17 protein-coding genes are annotated in these 18,235 nt (G+C 48.6%); 4 read left to right on the plus strand and 13 right to left on the minus strand.

Translation table 11 applies throughout. From position 1 onward, the window contains the following. Positions 1-206 precede the first annotated feature (206 nt). The 9 genes from arcC to allW all read right to left on the minus strand — a co-directional run bounded on the left by arcC (position 207) and on the right by allW (position 11,759). The gene (gene arcC / locus ACKTSF_RS07160; protein ID WP_407887976.1) at positions 207-1,148 is read right to left on the minus strand and encodes a carbamate kinase; all 942 of its coding nucleotides are present in this window, start codon (positions 1,146-1,148) and stop codon (positions 207-209) included. Between the two features lie 24 nt (positions 1,149-1,172). Further along, on the minus strand, positions 1,173-2,027 hold the full coding sequence (locus ACKTSF_RS07165) for an oxamate carbamoyltransferase subunit AllH family protein (protein WP_407887978.1): 855 nt from the start codon (positions 2,025-2,027) through the stop codon (positions 1,173-1,175). Then, positions 2,028-3,290 carry a YlbE family protein gene (locus tag ACKTSF_RS07170; RefSeq protein WP_407887979.1) on the minus strand — a complete coding sequence of 421 codons (1,263 nt, stop codon included), beginning with the start codon at positions 3,288-3,290 and terminating at the stop codon, positions 2,028-2,030. Positions 3,291-3,293: 3 nt separating this feature from the next. Further along, complete coding sequence (fdrA, locus tag ACKTSF_RS07175; RefSeq protein WP_407887981.1) at positions 3,294-5,060, minus strand: acyl-CoA synthetase FdrA; 1,767 nt, start codon at positions 5,058-5,060, stop codon at positions 3,294-3,296. 27 nt (positions 5,061-5,087) lie between these two features. Next, positions 5,088-6,155 carry an ureidoglycolate dehydrogenase gene (gene allD / locus ACKTSF_RS07180; RefSeq protein WP_407887983.1) on the minus strand — a complete coding sequence of 356 codons (1,068 nt, stop codon included), beginning with the start codon at positions 6,153-6,155 and terminating at the stop codon, positions 5,088-5,090. Positions 6,156-6,196: 41 nt separating this feature from the next. Further along, complete coding sequence (gene allE / locus ACKTSF_RS07185) at positions 6,197-6,982, minus strand: (S)-ureidoglycine aminohydrolase (protein WP_020090390.1); 786 nt, start codon at positions 6,980-6,982, stop codon at positions 6,197-6,199. 49 nt (positions 6,983-7,031) lie between these two features. Next, a complete protein-coding gene (gene allC / locus ACKTSF_RS07190; RefSeq protein ID WP_407887985.1) occupies positions 7,032-8,255 on the minus strand; it encodes an allantoate deiminase in 1,224 nt (407 codons plus the stop codon). A 607-nt stretch (positions 8,256-8,862) separates the two neighbouring features. Next, positions 8,863-10,251 carry an allantoinase AllB gene (gene allB / locus ACKTSF_RS07195; RefSeq protein ID WP_407887987.1) on the minus strand — a complete coding sequence of 463 codons (1,389 nt, stop codon included), beginning with the start codon at positions 10,249-10,251 and terminating at the stop codon, positions 8,863-8,865. 2 nt (positions 10,252-10,253) lie between these two features. Further along, positions 10,254-11,759, minus strand: a complete 1,506-nt coding sequence (allW, locus tag ACKTSF_RS07200) for an allantoin permease (RefSeq protein ID WP_407887989.1) — start codon at positions 11,757-11,759, stop codon at positions 10,254-10,256. Positions 11,760-12,051: 292 nt separating this feature from the next. Here allW and ACKTSF_RS07205 point away from each other — a divergent pair, with 292 nt between their 5' ends. Beyond that, the gene (locus tag ACKTSF_RS07205; RefSeq protein WP_407887990.1) at positions 12,052-12,906 is read left to right on the plus strand and encodes an alpha/beta hydrolase fold domain-containing protein; all 855 of its coding nucleotides are present in this window, start codon (positions 12,052-12,054) and stop codon (positions 12,904-12,906) included. Between the two features lie 138 nt (positions 12,907-13,044). Continuing rightward, entirely contained in the window at positions 13,045-13,389 is a 345-nt protein-coding gene (locus ACKTSF_RS07210) for an iron chaperone (RefSeq protein WP_407887992.1), read from the plus strand. Positions 13,390-13,602: 213 nt separating this feature from the next. Here the strand turns inward: ACKTSF_RS07210 and ACKTSF_RS07215 are convergent, their stop codons facing one another. The 4 genes from ACKTSF_RS07215 to ACKTSF_RS07230 form a co-directional block, all read right to left on the minus strand. Continuing rightward, the gene (locus ACKTSF_RS07215) at positions 13,603-14,253 is read right to left on the minus strand and encodes an MIP/aquaporin family protein (protein WP_407887994.1); all 651 of its coding nucleotides are present in this window, start codon (positions 14,251-14,253) and stop codon (positions 13,603-13,605) included. Between the two features lie 123 nt (positions 14,254-14,376). Then, positions 14,377-14,988, minus strand: a complete 612-nt coding sequence (gene pcp / locus ACKTSF_RS07220; protein WP_407887996.1) for a pyroglutamyl-peptidase I — start codon at positions 14,986-14,988, stop codon at positions 14,377-14,379. A gap of 154 nt (positions 14,989-15,142) precedes the next feature. Then, complete coding sequence (locus ACKTSF_RS07225) at positions 15,143-15,766, minus strand: NAD(P)H-binding protein (protein WP_407887998.1); 624 nt, start codon at positions 15,764-15,766, stop codon at positions 15,143-15,145. A gap of 16 nt (positions 15,767-15,782) precedes the next feature. Next, positions 15,783-16,436, minus strand: coding sequence for a nitroreductase (locus ACKTSF_RS07230; protein WP_407888000.1), 654 nt, complete (start codon positions 16,434-16,436; stop codon positions 15,783-15,785). A 155-nt stretch (positions 16,437-16,591) separates the two neighbouring features. Between ACKTSF_RS07230 and ACKTSF_RS07235 the strand changes: the two genes are divergently transcribed. Next, a complete protein-coding gene (locus ACKTSF_RS07235) occupies positions 16,592-17,668 on the plus strand; it encodes a helix-turn-helix domain-containing protein (RefSeq protein WP_407888002.1) in 1,077 nt (358 codons plus the stop codon). Positions 17,669-17,688: 20 nt separating this feature from the next. Beyond that, the gene (locus ACKTSF_RS07240; RefSeq protein WP_407888004.1) at positions 17,689-18,003 is read left to right on the plus strand and encodes a winged helix-turn-helix transcriptional regulator; all 315 of its coding nucleotides are present in this window, start codon (positions 17,689-17,691) and stop codon (positions 18,001-18,003) included. Positions 18,004-18,235: the final 232 nt, after the last annotated feature.

An 18,235-nucleotide genomic window follows, 5' to 3' on the forward strand; every position in this document is an offset into this window, starting at 1 on the left:
TGATAGCCGAACCGGTCCAGCAAGAATGCCTTTCCAATTCGACTAGTCGACCCGTATTGACGTTGCTGGCTCAAACCAGCAACACTATCGCGCATTGAGAAGTGATCAATTAAAATACGTCATCACCGGCAGTTACTCTCAAATGCTCACCGCAACCTTGGTTAACGCTTACCGCAATCAACCTATCAAGCTAAGTGACACTGTGGTTAAGTATAACTAATCCGCGTCCCCGCCTTACCTTGTAAGGCCAGGTCGGCCTCATCCAAGGAACAAATGATTGCCGTCCGTCCGGTTTTGGCGAATGCAATGGCGGATTCAATCTTCGGACCCATGCTCCCAGCAGCGAACTGACCGTCATCAAGATATTGCTGGGTTTCCTTCACGCAAACCGCCTCCAGCTTTTTCTGGTTAGGCTTGCCATAGTTGATGTAGACGTTGCTGACGTCGGTCAAGATCATGAAGATGTCGGCATTCACTTGCTCCGCCAACTTCCGACCTGTCCGATCCTTATCAATGACTGCTTCTAACCCTTGGAGCAGGCCGTTCTCGTCCTGATAGACCGGAATACCGCCGCCACCACCGGCAATGACGATGATGTTTTGCTCCAATAAATGGTTAATGGAATCCACACCGTGAATCATCGCTGGCATCGGTGAAGGCACCACGCGCCGGTACCCCCGACCCGCATCTTCCTTCATCATCCAACCTTTATCAGCCTGGAGCTGCTTGGCTTCATCTTCATCATAGAAGACACCAATTGGCTTACTAGGATCCTTAAAGGCCGGGTCATCGCGATCAACCTCAACTTCGGTCAGCAAGGTTGCCACGTTCGCCGAAGACTGATTCTGCCGCAACGTATTCTTGAGACTTTGTTCCAGCATGTAACCAATGAATCCTTGAGATTCACCGTTACAAGCATCCAATGGGAGTGCTGGCACGGTATGTTTCGCCAGCTCGTTCTGTTGGAGAATGTTCCCAACTTGGGGACCGTTACCATAAGTCAGCACAATTTCGTAATCCATGGCCTCAATCTTGGCGATTTGCTCAGCACTCTTCTGAACGTTAGTCATCTGAACTTCAAATGTTGGATCTTGCTTCGGTTGGAGAATGGCGTTGCCGCCGACCGCAATCACAACTCGTTTAGCCATTGGGATTCCCCCCTTTCTTCCGTATCAATATTTCAAATCAAGGTCGAGATTGACCTGCTTGTACACTAACGCTGACACGATTCCAGCCAGGCAATCAATACCCGACGTGTTGCCATACGCAATAGCTTCCGCCAATAGGTTATCTAGATTCTCCAGCGGTTCGTTACCCTTGAGGTACCGGACGATGCCCAGTAATGCGCTACTGAACCGGCGCCGTAGGGCGTAATACAGATAGCTTCGGCCAACATCAGTGGTATAACTGGCATCTCCAATTCGAGAAGCGACCGCCGCTCTCAGCTCCTGATGATTGCCACTCAGCCAATCAATGAGGATCCAGCCTAACAAAAAGTCATCGCCCGATGGGGTGAGCCCCCTGCCTCTGCCAATGAAGAAGTCGACTCCCCATTGGACGGTAACTGCATTTGTTAGCCAAGATGTCTCTTTTTGATACGGTGAATTTGTCATCGACAGGAAATCCTGAAATGGTTGATCAAATCCAGTCTGCCGATCAATGTTGCGGCAGTTATTCAGTAAGTAGCCTAACCGATCTGAACGAATCCCCTCCGTTAAGAGGTCGGCGCGAAACGACTCGACAATCTTAAGACGCCAGAGTTCCTGGTAAGTCTCGATGTAGAATGAATCGCCGCGAAAGGTAACTTTGCGGGTATCTCTGATCTGACTCAATAAATCGGTAAAGTCGCGTGGCGGAAGATAGAGTCCACCTGGTAAGAGTTTTGAGCGGTCGCTGGTTAGAATCACCAACGGCGTATGCTGCTTGTCTGTTAAATTAAAGGTATGTTCAAAGACACTGTGAACGTACCAGTCTCTATCTTCTAGAGTCAGAAGTACATGGTCGCCCAGAACTTCTACGTCGCGCATTTATTCCTCGAAACCTAACTTCTTAGCGTAAGCCAGGACAGCTTTCTCGAAGGCTTCCATCGGTGGATTAACGGTCCCTGCTCCGATTTGTCCTAACCCAGCTTTCTTGTTGGCAATCCCCGTGTTAATAACTGGGAGAATACCCGTTTCAACAACCTTCCGTGCATCGATCCCAATTGAGATCCCCCGGAAGTCCCAAGTAGGGATGGGGAAGTTCGGGTTGGATGCCGTGGTAATCTCTGTCATGTCCTCACTGATGTGCAGGGCATCGAAGAAACCACCCGTCCCAATGAACCGGGTCACGGCAGGTGCAGCAATCATGGCGAATCCACCAACCCCAAACGTTTCGGTAATGGCACTATCACCCATATCAGGAGATGCGTCATCTTCGGAGAAGCCAGAGAAGTACAGACCATGTGGCGTATTAACGGGTCCGGTGAACCATTCATCACCCATCCCGGCAATCCGAATGCCAAATTCGTAACCGTTCCGGCACATCGCCGTCACAATCGTCCCTTCTTGAATCTGACGCGCACCATCCATGACAGACTTAGCGGAAGCCATCATAATATTCAGGAAGAACTGGTCAGTATCGGCCAAGAACTTGATAACGGCTTCTTTATCCTTCTGGTCAATATCCAATGCCACGATGCTTGGGGACATTTCCTTCAAGAAAGCCAGTGATGCCGCGATATTCCGTTGGTGGAATTCATCCCCCATGGCAATCGCTTTCGCAATTAAAACGTTTACATTTAACGGTTCGCGCGTTTGCAAAGCCTTGCTCAACACAGGACCCAAGACGTCACGCATCCAGCGTAACCGGTCAATAACTTCTGGCCCGTTAGCACCGAACCGTAAGACGGCACCGATACCTTCGTTCATTGTGCAGTAAGCACGATTGCCATCAGTCCGGTTTTCAACAACCACGAGTGGCATGTGCGCTGAGGTAATGCCACCCATTGGGCCAACCGCGTCGACGTGATGGCAAGGAATGAGAGTGACTTCGCCGCTTTCCATGAGTTTGCGCGCGTCATCTTCATTGTCTGCCCATCCTTCGAACATGGCTGCACCAATGCAGGCACCTTGGACTGGATCGATCATGTTGTCATAAGTGATTGGTGGACCGGCGTGGAGCAGAACCTTGCCGTGCTTGAATTCATCGATAACATCGATTGCGGGAACAACATCCAATAGGAATGGTGAACCGGCAATAATTTTGGAGACAACCGCCTGATTGGCTTCGTCTATGCTTTTATAAACCATTCATTACACCCCTACTTTCAGATCAACTTTATTGAGGAACAGTAAGGCCTTTTGCAGCTCAACGTTTCCTCCGGCGATTGGCTTCCAGTCAAACTGGACAGCACTCCCGCCACTTTCATTAATTGCTTCCGCAAAGCTTTCCAACCCAATGTTCAAGAACCGAGTAGCCGTCAGCATTTCCTTCAGTTTGTCAGAAACGGCTGGCATCTTCACGTTCGATGGCTTTTCTGGCAAGATTGGTAAGGGTTGCTCTTCAACCGGATGACCCACGATAGCTAGAGCAGTCTTAACAGCTTGCGCGTTGTTTTCACAGATAATGACACCTGCTTCTGCTAAAGTCCGCTGTTGTTGACTGTAGTCCTGTGGATCCATGTCAGTGCCGACGATAGTCGCAATCACTGGCAGTTCACGACCTTCAGCCTTGGCATCTGCCTTGACCTTGATGATCGTGTCCTTCAAATCGCCCGCCATGTCGTCAGTCGTCCCGTAACCAAGCACGATATCCAGCAGAATTGCGGCAGTTTCTGGGTCTTGGCCCGCCGAAACCATCATTTCTTTCCGCTTTGTCGCATCGATCATTGGATGTGGCCGGCCCTGAGTAAAGACATCATCCCCGAGGTCTAAGACTTCGTAACCGTCCTTCTTCAAGATTGACCCATCGACACCATTTTCAGCGTGAAGACCTAACGTGTTGTTCATTAAGGTTGCTGCTTCATAGGCTAACGTCCCGCCGGAGTAGTACCCCTTAATGTACTTCTGTCGTGGTTGTAATTTCACGTCTGGTACCTTAACGGCAACATCTTCGTTCCCAGTGGGTTCCTGACCGTGGAGTAAACCGACCGCAATCTTCGCCGTTTCTTCCAACGTGTAGGCTCTGTAGAGGCCTTTTTCATGGGCTTCTGGCTTTTCACCTAAGAAGATGGCAACGACTGGTTTCTTAGCTGCCCGTAACAGGTCAACCGCGTCATCACGGACTTCCTTTGCAGGTGGCTTCGAGATGGCCACAATCACCTTAACGTCTGGATCTTGGTCCAGTAAGGCAATGCTGTCCTTGAAGGTAATCCCTTGGACTTTGGCCTTCAAGTCACGACCACCAGTTCCGATAGCGTTGGTGACCCCTTCACCCATCTTATGGATGATGGCGGTCACTTCTTGAATCCCGGTTCCAGAAGCGCCAACGATGCCGATGCTACCTTTGCGCACTCGGTTAGCAAAGGCTAAGGGTAAGCCGTTCGCAATCCCGGTCCCACAGTCGGGACCCATCAGCAGCAGGCCTTTTTCGTGGGCCATTTGCTTCAAACGCGCTTCGTCTTCAATCGTCACGTTGTCACTGAAACAGAACACGTTCTTGCCAGCATCCAAAGCCTTTTCAACTTCACTTGCGGCGTAGACACCGGGCACAGAAATCAGTGCAACTGGTGCATCCTTAGCAACTTCTAAGGCCTTGTCCCAAGTCTTGACCCGTTCCTCGCCACTGTTCTCATCGTCGCTCCCATTGGATTGTTCATCCAAGTAGACTTTGGCTTTCTTGACCACGTCGTCAATGAGATCTTCGTTATCAACGTCGAGGACCACCACCATGTCGTTAGGGGTTGCGGCTTCCAATTCAGCAGTAGCCAAGCCTCCGGTCTTAAAGATATCTTTGTTAGCAGGGGTTCCCATCATGACTTGTACATTGTTGACGCCATCTAGGGTTTCCAGATAATTCGTCAACAGCATGAGCACGATGGAGTCCTGATAACTATTCTTTTCAATTACTGTGTGCAGCATATAGTTATCAACTCTCTTTCGTTAAAATTATTCGGCGAAGGCACCTTGCCCATTGTACTTATCAAAGTGAACCGTATCGCTCTTCAGGTAATCATAAATTTCAGTTGCAACTTCGATGCCGTCCTTCATCGCTTTCTTCCGACGAATCTGGCTCCGTTCACCTGGCAGGTAAACTTGATCAAAGCCTTTAGCTGGTTGCATTTCATGTAATTCTTCGGTCATCTGTTGCACTTGTTTAGCAAAAGCATCTGGATCCGTGAACTTCTTTGGATCGATCAAGATGTAGAATTGCCCCAAGTTCCGTTTCTCAGTCAAGTCGGCGTACATTGAGGAGACGTGCTTCCCAAATGGCAAGCCGAGTAAGGAGCCGGCTACCACGTCAACTAACATCATCAACCCGTAACCCTTAGGCCCAGCAATTGGGAGCAGGCCACGAACGTCGTGTGGATTCGTGGTTGGGTCCCCGTTGCCATCAACTGCCCAGGTGTCTGGAATGGCACGGTTCTTTGACCGAGCATCCAGAACCTTCCCCCAAGCTTGAACCGTGGTCGCCATATCGAAGACCAGTGGCTCGCCACTTGAACGTGGTGCGGAGAAAGCAATTGGGTTGGTTCCAAAGTAGTTTTCACTACCACCGTAAGGCACTACCATTGGGTCGGATTGGCACATGGCGATGGCCACTAACCCTTCTTCAGCAGCGCGCTTCACGTAGTAGGAAAGCATCCCACTGTGACCGGTCTTTTCCACACCGACAACGGCAGTCCCAGTTTCCTTGGCCATACCGATTGCGTAAGTCAGTGCTTCATTGCAGACATACTGTCCCATCCCATTGTCACAGTGAACGACTCCGGTAGAAGTCCCCGTCTTTTCGAACTTAATGTTCGGTGCGAGGTTGACCCCACCCTTGGCAATTCGTTCAGCGTAGTAGGCTACCCGCACGGTCCCATGGGAGTGAATCCCACAGGCATCGGCGTAGGTCAGATGCCGTGCTGTTTCTTCGGCAGGAACCTGGGGTAACCCGGCGGCGATAAACTTGTTCATCATTAAATCTTGTAGTTCTTGTGCGTCAACTAGCGTAATTCCTGAATCTGACATATGCTGTCCCTCCGAGTCTAGTGTGCGTGTGTCGTCGTGTGTTAGATTTCTGGATCGCGGTTAGCATCCTTGGAGTATACATAAGCTAAGGGTTCGCCACGGCCTACAGCGTAAGCAGCTTGTGGTGAGTAAGAGCCCATGTAGAGGTAGTCACCCTTTTCAACGGGGTACCAGCCATTGTCCAGGTTGTACATCCCAGAACCACTGATTAAGTAAGCGCCATGTTCTTGATAGTGGGTTTCGATGTAAGCGTGGCTAGCACCTGGTTCGAAAGCCAAGATATGCATGTTCATGTCGAAGCCTAAATCGTCAGTTGGTAAGAAGTCCCACAGGTGAACATCGGTCATGCCTTCATAGTCTTGTGGTGCCCGGTCGTGCGTGTTGCCCACGATCTTGTAAGCCTTGTGACCGGCGATTGGTTGGTAACGCTTCTTGTAGAGGAAGACTTCAGTTGGTTCGTCTTGCGCGTTTTCCATGGTCATGATGACACTCTCTGGGAAGTAAGCGTAGCCACCATCAGTCAGAATGTTTTCTTCCTTACCGTCGGAAACCTTTAATTTACCAGAAACAACATAAGCAACTGTTTCGATGCCTTCGCCACCAAATCCGGTGTGCTTACCGCCCTTTTGGAAACTGGCAATGTAGTCAACGAAGTGGGCACCTAAGCGTGGGGTTCCCATGATGGAAACGTCTACATTTTCAAAACCAGGTACGTTGTTTTTAACTAAGCCATCGTTAGGAATCAAAGCGAAGTTACCTGCTTTAACGACGGAACGTGAACCCAATAATTGCTTTTGGTAACCGGTACGATTGTTTTTGTAACTCATGATCAAGTCTCCCTTTTTTGAATAGTTTTGTGTGGTTTTACTAAGTAAGTTATTTGTAAGCCAATTGGTAAAGTGTGTCTGCCATCAACTTCACACCTTCAACCAGGTCTTCAAACTTGGTGTTTTCGGCTGGGTTATGGCTGACCCCGTTGATACTTGGCACGAAGATCATGGCCGTTGGGTAAACTGGCGCAATAACCTGAGAATCATGGCCGGCACCACTGTGCATCACGCGATACTTGTAGTTTCCTGCCTTGGCTTGGCCTTCAATGGTATCAACAATATCTTGACTCATTGGCACTGGTTTCTCATCCATCCAGAGATCGATGTTGATGTCTAAGCCCATATCTTTGGCAACATCGCGCATCATGTTTTCAATCTCAGTGGTAAATTTAACTAAGTAATCGGCATCGGTGTGACGGCAATCCATGGTGAAGAGGACTTCCCCAGGAACCACGTTAACCGTGTTAGGCTTTGGCACAACCTTACCAAACGTCAAGACCAGTGGATCGCCAATCTCATGAGCCTTGTCCAAAGCGTCATTCACAATCTTAGCCATCCCGTAGACAGCATCATGACGGTAACTCAGTGGCGTGGTTCCGGCATGGTTGGCTTCACCCTTTAAGGTAATATCGTACCGCCGTTGGCCGGCAATGCTGTTCACAACCCCGATCTGTTCGTGTTCTCTTTCGAGGATGCTTCCCTGTTCAATATGTTCTTCAACGAAGGCCTTGATGTCATCACGCCGCGTTTGCTTCGCACTAAAATCAAAACCTTGACGGTGCATTTCATCAGCGAACTTCTTGCCACTAGCATCGGCAACGTCTTTGACTTCGGCGTTATTGGCAATACCGACAAAGTTCTTGCTGCCCCAGAATACGGTTGGGAACCGGCTACCTTCTTCTTCGGCCATGGAGATCACTTCAAGTGACCGCTTTGGTGCGCCGTATTTGTCTTGTAAGAACTGGACAGCGGTCAGTGAAGCAACAACCCCAAATTGGCCATCGAGTGTCCCACCGTTAACTACTGTATCAATATGTGAACCCGTCATGATGGTTTCTTCTGGCTTCTCGGAACCTTCGATCCGCCCAAACAAGTTACCAACATCATCGAACTGGGTTGCCATTCCGGATGATTCCATCTGTGCTTTGACGTACTTCTGGGCTTCCAACCAAGAGTCGGAGTAAAGTAGCCGCGTCATCCCACCTGTTGGATCGCTACCGATCGATGACAATTTCTTAAGTCGTTCATCAACAACTTTTTCGAGTTCCATAATTTGAACCTCCTTCATATTATGTTACAAGCTTATTGTATGCGCTTTCATTACCATCATCATTAGTTACTTTGGCTAAATTCAATCGTGAAATTGTTGCATTTCCACCAAATTCGACAAAAATCCCCCTCTTTGATCGCAAAAATTCGTGAACTTTGCGGTGAAAGTAGGCCAGCTACTGCGTTGTGCTCGTATCGCAGCGGATAAGACTTGTCACGTCACTTTCGAAGGAAATGCCTTGATGTTATTGGGATTGGCGTCCCTTCTAGTCTTAGACTGTGCCTGGTCACCGCCAGTTAGACAGTGTCTGAATCCTTAGATAACCGAGTATGGCTTGATTTTCACGCTCTGATCACCTTGATTGGCGTTTTCTTTAGCGTTATCAGGGATTTTCACATTTTGCTAGTGGGGGCTTGGCAGTTATGCAGATTGGACAACTGGCTGGGCCATCGCCGGACCACCACTTTGCCATAACGTGTTTCGAAAGGTACATTCCTAGACCTGCCACCTTACGCCACGTGCTTGACACAAAAAGCAATCCTCCCCGATAATACTCTCGAAGACGGATTGCTCTGTTCTTTGGGTAGCAGCTGTTGTTTAGCTAAAACTAAACGGTCTCTGCAACTTTGTTAGAAGCTTTTTCGATAAACTGACCAGGGAAGTTAGACGTCACGCCAGCTTCCTTGCTGTAGATGGTTTGGCCACGTAAGATGGTTTGCATCACTTGTGCACCAATTTCACGGCCAATGTATGGACTGATTTGGTTCCGGTATTCCAAGTCTTCTGCCTTCAAGGTGTATGGGGCATTTGGCTTGATCAGAACGAAGTCGGCATCCTTCCCAACACTGATCCGACCCTTGTCATCCAAGTTGTAACGGTCTGCTGGGTTCGAAGCAATGATTTGTGCGAAATGCGTCAATGACATGCCGCGCTTTTGAACGGCTTCATCGTACATCACGTCAACGTCATTTTGAACACCTGGAATTCCACCCCATGCATCGAATGCATTGTCGGTATCCTTCAGGTCAGGCGTACATGGTGAATGGTCGGATGTCACGAAGCTAATGGCACCTGATTCAACCCGGTCCCACAAAGCATCTTGTTGGGCTTGTTCCCGGATTGGTGGTGAACACTTAACCACGGCACCAATGGCATCCAGTTCATCCTTGGCGAAGTATAGGTAATGAACACAGGTTTCACAGGTAACGTCGACACCTTCAGCGCGACCTTGGATAACTGCGTCAACCCCTTCTTGGCAAGCAACGTGACAGATATGAATCCGGCAGCCCGTCTGCTTGGCCATAAAGATAGCCTTCTTGATGGCCATGACTTCGGTAAAGGCCGGGCGCGTGTCTACGTAGTCTGCCAACGTGGTCTTGCCTTCTGCCTTAGCAATTTCGCCCAGGCGATCGGTAATGGCTGCGTCTTCGGCATGAATGGCTAAGACTTTACCCGTCTTGGCAATTTGCTTCATCCCTTCATACAGGGAGTAGTCATCAACGTTTTCAAAATCACCGTCGATCGACCGGTCCCCACAGGTTGCCAAGAAACACTTGTAACCAGCAACGCCGCCTTCATCTAATTCTTGAATGCCACCCTTTAAGTTTGAAGGTACCAATCCCCCAAACGAGCCAACATCCACTTTTAATTCATCTTTGTGTGAATACTTTTCCTCAAGAGTCTTGCCATCAACCGTGGCGGGCACTTGATTCAAAGGCATTTCCATAAAGGAAGTTACCCCACCTTTGGCACAAGAAGCCGTTCCAGTAACATAGCCTTCCCATTGATCCCGGTAGCCACCACCCATTGGGGTAATATGTACGTGGGCATCAACCATCCCAGGACTAACAACTAAGCCCTTGGCATCAACGATCTTACTACCATTTAGGTTTTCCCCAACGGCGGTAATCTTACCATTATCAACTGCGACATCAGTGTGGACCGCGCCACCCTCAAGGATGACTAATCCGTTTTTAATAACTAATTCATGACTCATGTTTATTCCTCCTTTATATCTTGGTTTAAACTCTGGTTAACTGTTGCCGGTTCATTTTTCGACACCATTTTCTTTAACCCTAGGTAAATCAGGAATGCAGAGATAAATCCAACAAACCATGACAAATCAGAAATTACTTTGACGGCTGGAATAAATTGACCACTGAGAGACAATACGAGAGCTAAGATTGTCGCGATGTAGGCCTCTTTATTGATGCCATGATACCGAATCTCTTTATTCCCGGTATTCAGATCCATATACAGAGTATCCAGATTTTCATGCCGGTAGTGAATGAAGAAGTAGTTGGCAATCATGACCCCCGCAACTGGTCCCAGGACAGCACCAATCCCATTTAGGAAAATAAAGATACTGTCTGCGTTTTCCATCAACTTCCACGGCATGATCAGGAAACTAATGAGACTAGCAATGATCACACCACTCTTGTAATTCAGCCGCTTAGGGAATAAGGCGGTCAGCTGGTAACCGGCTGGAATAATGTTCCCGGTCGCATTCGTTGAGATCGTGGTCAATAGGAAAACAGCCATCGAAATCAGAATTGCGGGGAGACTATCCCACCGTTCGATAATATTCAACACGTTCCATTCCTGGATGTTGTAATGAATCGACCCCCCGATCAAGATCACCACACTGGTGAAAGCAAAGATCAGGTAACCAACTGATAAGCCTAATGTCTGGCCAATCGCCTGAGCCTTCGTGGACTTGGCATTTTGCGTAAAGTCCGCGATACTGGTCCCGGGCGCTGCCCAAACGGCAATTACAGAGTTGAAGATAATAAAGTAAACCAGAAGGGGGTTGGCATGAGAGGTTGCGGTGATATGGTAGGACAGAATCGGTCCTAACCCACCGGCACCCCAGATTGCCCAGATTGCCATCCCGCCAAATACGACATAAATCAATGGGCTTAAAATTGCAGTGAATTTATTTAAAATACTCCCGCCACCAAACCCAACTAGGACGTTTAAGACCCAGAAGATGGTGAATGAAATTAAACCCGGGATACTGATTCCTAGAATTTTGGTCGATCCTCCAATTTCGAGAAAGCCTGGCCAAATCTTACCGATCATAATCAGTAAAGCTAGCGAACCCGTATACGTCTGTAACCCAAACCAGGCAATCGCCGCGACACAGCCACGTAAGAATCCTGGTAGCTTCGCACCGAGGTTGCCGTAGGCCGAACGAAGGTGCATTGCAAAGGGAATCCCATATTTGGATCCGACGATACCATTAATGGCCATGAATGCGGAGACGAAGAATGCACTCAAGAATATGGCGATCATGACGTTAAGCGGTGATAAGCCTAAGAACAGAAAGCCACCGACGGCCGCGTAATTAGGAATGTTGTGGATGGACCCCATCCACAAGGTAAAGAAGTTGCCGATTCCCATGTTCCGCTTGTCGCCGGTCTTAGGAAGTAAATCATCGTTGTAGCCGCGCTCCTTGAACGTTGCAATTTGCTGCTCAGTTACTTCATACTCGTTCGTTTTCACCTTCAAAACCCCTTAGAATGTAATCTTTAACCACCTTCGTTGCAGAATAGTCTCGATAAACGGCTGCGTCCTAAAGACCTTAGAGGCTGATGTTCGCGCGAACTGGTAAGGATCCCCGATCAGTAGCAGACCTTAACGCCTACCTATTAGGAAGTAACGATTTATCAATACCCATTGTAAGCGGTTTCTTTTCGTGGAGCATTGTCCAAAATGACTAGAAAAACATTTTCATTTGTCACCTTAAAGGTCGAAAATTTGGTAAAATGTAAACGATTACAAAATTAGAAGGAGTGTGACGGTTTTGAAGACAACTCAAGTTACCCTGAATACCTACCAAGACGTCTCGCTGATGGCAACTAGCTACGAACCTGATACGCCGCCGACGGCTACCATCCTCTACCTTCATGGCGGCGGCTTAGAATTTGGACAGCGAGAAGACTTACCCTCGGCCTACATTGAAAAGTTCATTGCCGCCGACATCCAGTTATTTACATTTGACTACTTATTGGCTCCGGAAGTGAAAATCGATGTCATTTTACCAGTGCTACGAGACTCCATTCAAACGATGTTGGCCAAAACAGCCCACGCTTCACGCATGATCCTCATGGGCCGCTCGGCAGGCTCATATCTAGCCTACCTCTTACAACGCGATGGGCTTAAAGTTGAGGGGTTCATTGATCTCTACGGTTATTCTGGTCTGGATTATCCTGAATTTCGGATGCCAACCGAATTCTATGATCGTTTTCCAAAGGTGTTACCGATGAACGCTCAGGCTCTGATTCAGCGACAGCCACTCGTTGCGGGTGACATGAAGGACCGCTATCCGTTGTACGTCTCCGGTCGGCAGTTTGGCACCTGGCTCAGTCAATTTCTCCCGAGCATGCGTGAGGCCACCACTTATTCACTGACCCCCACCGAATTGTCTCGGCTACCACGGACCCTCCTGCTCCACAGCACAGCTGATCCTGATGTCCCGTTTGCTGCCGCACAGGTTGCGCTTAACGCCTTACCTGATGCCGAGTTGATCGCTCTCGACCAGTCCGAGCACGATTTTGACCGTGAGGCGACCACTGCTAATCTGGCCATTTACGACCACATCATTGACTTTATCGTGACCCCCGACATCGACGTGCAAGCAACCGCTTAAAAATAAGTTCTGACAGTCCCCCTTACCCAGTTGATGAGGGACTTTTAAAGGCAAGTAAAACGATTTACTAACGTCTCCTTCACCCATCTATGGTACTATCAAAGAAAAGTTACTTGTAACCGACTAGGAGGCGCTTTCATGACCGTCATTACTGATTATATCGAAAATGCAGATGTTAAGCAACAGCCCCAGTTAACCGCTATGTACCAGATTTTGAAAAAATTGCTGCCCGATGCCACCGAAAAGATGAGCTACGGGATGCCTGCCTTTCACCAAGATAAGGACATCGTCTACTTCGCGGGAATGAAGAATCACTTGGGATTTTACCCCACGAGTACACCGATCATTCACTTCGAAGACGACTTGGACGGTCGTTATAAATACTCGAAGGGCGCTATTCAATTCGATTATAATAAACCGTTACCTGAAGCCTTAATTACTAAAATTGTGCAGTTTAAGCTAGACGAAATTCAACATAAATGAGCAAAAGAGTGGAACAAAGGGCGGTTAGCTGGCGAGCATTAAGGCTGATAGCCGGATAATCCCGGGTCTGGATTGTTCGGTTATCAGTTTTAAGCGGAGCCAGCTGCCTTTTGTTCCACGTTTCAGCAATATAACTTTGGAGAACAAAAGAAGAGTCTGGGATTTTTCCCAGGCTCTTTGTCTATTCAAAACGCTATTGCTGAAACGTGCGATCTAGTCTTCGCTACCCATCATCCGACCAACAAACGCCGCCAGGATGGCACCCACTTCCGGAGCCGCAATGTAGAGCCACAGGTGTGACAATGCACTACCGCCAGCAAACACTGCGGGCCCGAATGAACGCGCTGGATTCAACGACCCACCAGTCAAGTTCAATGCCACAATGATCAGGAAGCCTAATGTCACCCCAATGGTAAGCCCCGCAAAATCACCGTTGCCGTGACGATCACTCGTCACATTTAAGATGACCAGTAGGAATAGGAACGTGACGAGTGCTTCGACCAGGAAGGCTAACCCCGTGGAAATCTTAGGAAAGTCTGTCTGGCCCAATTGGTTCGTTGCCAGGCCCAGGCCACCGACAAATAATTTCATAATAGCTGATGCTGCGGTGGCACCCAAGACTTGCGCAACGATATACCAGACGGCATCACGGCCGGATATTCGCCGGTTAATCAACATCGCCGTCGTGACAGCTGGGTTAAAATGCCCACCGGAAATACCACCAAAGGCGTATGCCGACACCGTAATGGCTAAGCCGAATGCCAACCCGATCGTTAACGTGCTCCCGGCTGCCACAGTTACGGCGCCGGTCCCTAAGAACACCAACATGAAGGTGCCCAAAAACTCTGCAGTATATTTCTGCATCTCAATTCCTCCAATCTAATCCTCTGTCAAACTAACATTATTATAATATAAATATTTCGGGAACGCTCCCAATACGCAAACTAGTTAACATGTCTGCTAATCAACACGTGCACACGACTGGCTTTACGTATTTTTCGCAACGATTGCCGTAAGTGCTGCGGTAATCCCCCGGACATCATCCGCCAACGACAGTGACGGCGTATTTGGTCGCCCTGTGACCTGACTTGGTAGAAATGGAATGTGCATAAACCCGGCCTGCAACGTCGGAAACGCCGTGGCACGGAGGTACTGGACTTGATACATGATGTGATTGCAGACGTAAGTTCCGGCCGTTGTTGAAACCTGACTCGGTAACCCAGCCGCTTGGATAGCGCTGACCATGGCTTTGACGGGCAGCTGCGTGAAGTAAGCCGCATCCCCCGTCAGTTGAATGGGTTGATCCACGGGCTGTTGTCCAGCATTGTCTGGAATCCGGCCGTCGTTTAAATTAATGGCCACCAACTCCGGCGTGAGGGCTGCTCGACCTCCCGCTTGGCCAATACTCAAGACAACATCTGGCTGCTCCACGAAAATGGCCTGCCGCACGACCTCCGCGCAACGATTAAATACCGTTGGAATCTCCAGTTTAACGATATGCGCTCCGGATATTTCATCTGGTAACTGCTTGACCGCTTCAATTGCGGGGTTAGTACTCTCACCACCAAATGGATCGAACCCCGTGACTAATATTTTCATTTAGCTGACCTCCCGAATTGTTTGAGTTCAATTATACTGCTCTCTCAGTGACAATGAGAACTTTCCTAAATTTTCATCAACCACAATGGGCCCCGCACCCACCTTAGCTGGTGGTGCGAGGCCCATTGTCGTCAGTTTTCTATCTTACTCTATTTTATATTTTGGCCAACGCCGTCTTGATTGACGTCTGACCCTGCTTCATCATGATAACTTTTCGACTAGTCTGTGGTGCCGTGAGCACTGCGGCGAGCATTGTCGCTACGTCCGCCAGCGGATTCTCACCTAGTGTCGTCGTATCCAAGCTGACCTGACCAACTGCGGGGGCAGTCGTCAGAACACCTGGCTGGAGAATCGTGTAGTCGAGAGTGGTTCGATGAATGAGCCAGTTGTCAGCAAAATATTTTGCAATATTATAATCGGTAATATCCTTCAGATAACCTTCCGACCACCGTTGCGGCGTCAGGGCATACGCTGAACTTAATTGAATATAACGCTTAACACCTGCCAGTTCAGCGGCTTTCATCGCATTGACCGCCCCGTTAAGATCCGTCTGCAAAAGGTCTTTGCCACGCGATCCCGCAACGAAGTAAACGGCCTGTACACCTGTCAGGACCTTAGCCATCTCCTGTGGCGTAGCGTGTAGATCAAAGTAAATGGCATGATCATCATCCGCCTGTGGTCGACGTGACCCAGCAAACACCTCGTGCCCATTTTGGCGCAGTTGCGCAACTAACACTTTCCCTACCCGACCGGTTGCACCAATAACAAATACTTTCATGATAATTCCTCCTTGTTTAGTCCTTTATCGTCAAAAAATTCTGGTTAGCCACACGCTGTGACCGAAAATCATTAATCGCCGTCTGATTTCGGTAGCCCAGTGCGATTCCCATAATAAAGCGGTGCGTTTCATCCAAGGCAAACGTCTCCCGTAAGGCATCTGGATACCGAACAACCTCATACGCTGGAATCGACTGAATGCCATGATTGGTGGCGCTTAGCATCAATGTCTGTGAGAAAGCGCCGAGATCGAAGATAGCCCACTCATTCACAGGTTCACGTAAGACCAGGTAAACCAGTGCAGCCGCATTGAATAAGTTATCCTGCGTCTGACCATAGCTAGACTGCGCATCATTGGCTAACAAATGTTGACTCAGGTCACCATTCCAGGTCGCAATATTATTGCGACTAGCGGCCGTCCATTCCGTCCGGTGCGCTACGGTCAGGTCAGCATTACCAGCCACTCCCCGCCGACTACGCAACCGATGACCATCCTTAATCTGGGCGAGTACTTCTCCTGTGGCAATCACGATCTGCCACGGTTGTGCGTTGGCCCAGGATGGCGCCTGTTTGGCATCACTCACAATAGCCTCCAGGGTTGCTAGTCCAATCGGTCGATCTGTAAAACTCCGGTAAGAATGCCGGTTTTGAATCACATCTTTAAATTCCATAAAGGTCCTCCTCCGTGGACAAGTTGCCCACTAACTGATATGATATTTTCAACGTGTTGTTACTATAGCATCAGCAATAGAAAGCCTACAAGGTGGATAATAACCACCGCTTCATGATATTTGTGTGCACGTTGCACACCGAAAGGATTTGTCAGATGAATAAAGACGATCTCTTACTAAAATCAATCCAATGTTCAACCATCGATGAACTGACGGACCTAATTGCAGCCTATCTTGATCAGGCAGTCATTCTGGCCGATCAATCCGGCCGCATCATCAGTAGTGGACACTCTCCCTTAGCCCAGATTCCCACTGATTGGCTTGACCCAACGGCTAACGTGCCCCTGTATCGCCACGATCAACTGGAATTCATTCGCAACATCATCAATCCTATGGCGTTGAACACGTGGTACCTCTTCACTTCTCAATCCAAGGGCTATCCAGCTGCTCTCGATCAAGTTCAGCTTGCCATCCGAGTCATTAATAGCTTCATCGACCGGTACGCGCTAAATCCCAATCAGAGTGAAGTTAACAGTCTCTTTAGCCAATTGCTGACTCAGCCAGAGCAGACGGGTACGACCCTCCTGCAACCACTCATTGCGGACAAGATGGTCTGTGTGACCGCCACACCCCAAGCCGGCGCCACCAACCAAACAGCTTTTGTTCAACAGCTCCGCGATCTCATTACACCACTTCCACTGGCCGAGGATCACCAGCGCCTGATTTTTCTCCTGAACGCCGATGATCTCCCCCAGTTGCAATCTCAACTCAACCAATTGGGAACATTCTTCCACCATTACTTCTTTATATCTGAAGCCTACAGCGATGTCAGCAAGACGGCTGAATTTCGAAATATCTGTGAACAAGCTGCGCAACTTGCTCAGCAATTGGGAACACTAACAGTCGTCAATTCCACGCAAAAATACAACATTTATATCATTCTTTCTCAAGTAGATAACGCTTCACTGCTGAAAAACACCATGTGTTCTCAGCTCCTATTTCTCCAAAAATACGACCGACGGCATCACAGTGACCTGTTCAAAACCCTCTTCGAATTTCTGGAAAACGACTGTAAAATCAGTGTCACGGCCGATCAACTCCACTTGCACCGCAACAGCTTAACCAAGCGGCTGCAGAAAGTCCAAGATCTCATTGCGATCAACTTCGATGATCCTGACAAAACCTTTGGCCTCCGACTCAGTTACCGACTATTTAATTTCTTACAAATTTAACGACGAAGGGATCGTTCCACATGGCTTTAACACAACTCAATCTAGGCAGTGAGCTTGGATTGGAGATTCTTCACCAGCGTTGGTACGCGTTGGTCCTGTACCAACTCGCTCCAGTGCCCACAGACTTCATGGATCTGCGGGTCACGGTCCGCGGCATCTCCACTTTTAATCTCCTGTTACGACTCAAGCATTTGAAGGAATGGGGACTAATCGAAACGCTCCCCGAAGATGATTACAGCTATCGCTTGACTAAGACCGGCGAGACTTTCCACCAGATCTTGCGAGAATTGGAAGACTGGGGTAACGATACTCTAGAAAATAATTTAGTTATTTAATCAAAAGGCGACCTGCTAAATAGGGCCGTCTTTTCTTATTAATTTAGTTGTGAAAGCGTACCATTATAAAGATTTCAATGCTTAACCATCCTCTACCCGAACGCCGTGTATCAATTTAGTATAGGTCCTGTATTGGTTTGCCTAAGCCTGCTGACAAAGGGATCGCAATCAGGTATGCTGAACTTGTAAGAAGAAATGAAAACGCACCCTCAATTCTGAAAGGTAGGTATTT

Origin of the sequence: Levilactobacillus muriae (genome assembly GCF_045862015.1) — a bacterium.
GTDB lineage: Bacteria > Bacillota > Bacilli > Lactobacillales > Lactobacillaceae > Levilactobacillus > Levilactobacillus muriae.

What these genes read in the sequence shown, in the direction of transcription:
- ACKTSF_RS07240 (WP_407888004.1), top strand. Translation starts at nt 17,689, where the DNA reads ATGGCTTTAACACAACTCAATCTAGGCAGTGAGCTTGGATTGGAGATT.
- ACKTSF_RS07215 (WP_407887994.1), bottom strand. Translation starts at nt 14,253, where the DNA reads ATGCAGAAATATACTGCAGAGTTTTTGGGCACCTTCATGTTGGTGTTC.
- fdrA (WP_407887981.1), bottom strand. Translation starts at nt 5,060, where the DNA reads ATGCTGCACACAGTAATTGAAAAGAATAGTTATCAGGACTCCATCGTG.
- ACKTSF_RS07235 (WP_407888002.1), top strand. Translation starts at nt 16,592, where the DNA reads ATGAATAAAGACGATCTCTTACTAAAATCAATCCAATGTTCAACCATC.
- pcp (WP_407887996.1), bottom strand. Translation starts at nt 14,988, where the DNA reads ATGAAAATATTAGTCACGGGGTTCGATCCATTTGGTGGTGAGAGTACT.
- allE (WP_020090390.1), bottom strand. Translation starts at nt 6,982, where the DNA reads ATGAGTTACAAAAACAATCGTACCGGTTACCAAAAGCAATTATTGGGT.
- arcC (WP_407887976.1), bottom strand. Translation starts at nt 1,148, where the DNA reads ATGGCTAAACGAGTTGTGATTGCGGTCGGCGGCAACGCCATTCTCCAA.
- ACKTSF_RS07230 (WP_407888000.1), bottom strand. Translation starts at nt 16,436, where the DNA reads ATGGAATTTAAAGATGTGATTCAAAACCGGCATTCTTACCGGAGTTTT.
- allD (WP_407887983.1), bottom strand. Translation starts at nt 6,155, where the DNA reads ATGTCAGATTCAGGAATTACGCTAGTTGACGCACAAGAACTACAAGAT.
- ACKTSF_RS07210 (WP_407887992.1), top strand. Translation starts at nt 13,045, where the DNA reads ATGACCGTCATTACTGATTATATCGAAAATGCAGATGTTAAGCAACAG.
- allC (WP_407887985.1), bottom strand. Translation starts at nt 8,255, where the DNA reads ATGGAACTCGAAAAAGTTGTTGATGAACGACTTAAGAAATTGTCATCG.
- ACKTSF_RS07170 (WP_407887979.1), bottom strand. Translation starts at nt 3,290, where the DNA reads ATGGTTTATAAAAGCATAGACGAAGCCAATCAGGCGGTTGTCTCCAAA.
- ACKTSF_RS07165 (WP_407887978.1), bottom strand. Translation starts at nt 2,027, where the DNA reads ATGCGCGACGTAGAAGTTCTGGGCGACCATGTACTTCTGACTCTAGAA.
- ACKTSF_RS07225 (WP_407887998.1), bottom strand. Translation starts at nt 15,766, where the DNA reads ATGAAAGTATTTGTTATTGGTGCAACCGGTCGGGTAGGGAAAGTGTTA.
- allB (WP_407887987.1), bottom strand. Translation starts at nt 10,251, where the DNA reads ATGAGTCATGAATTAGTTATTAAAAACGGATTAGTCATCCTTGAGGGT.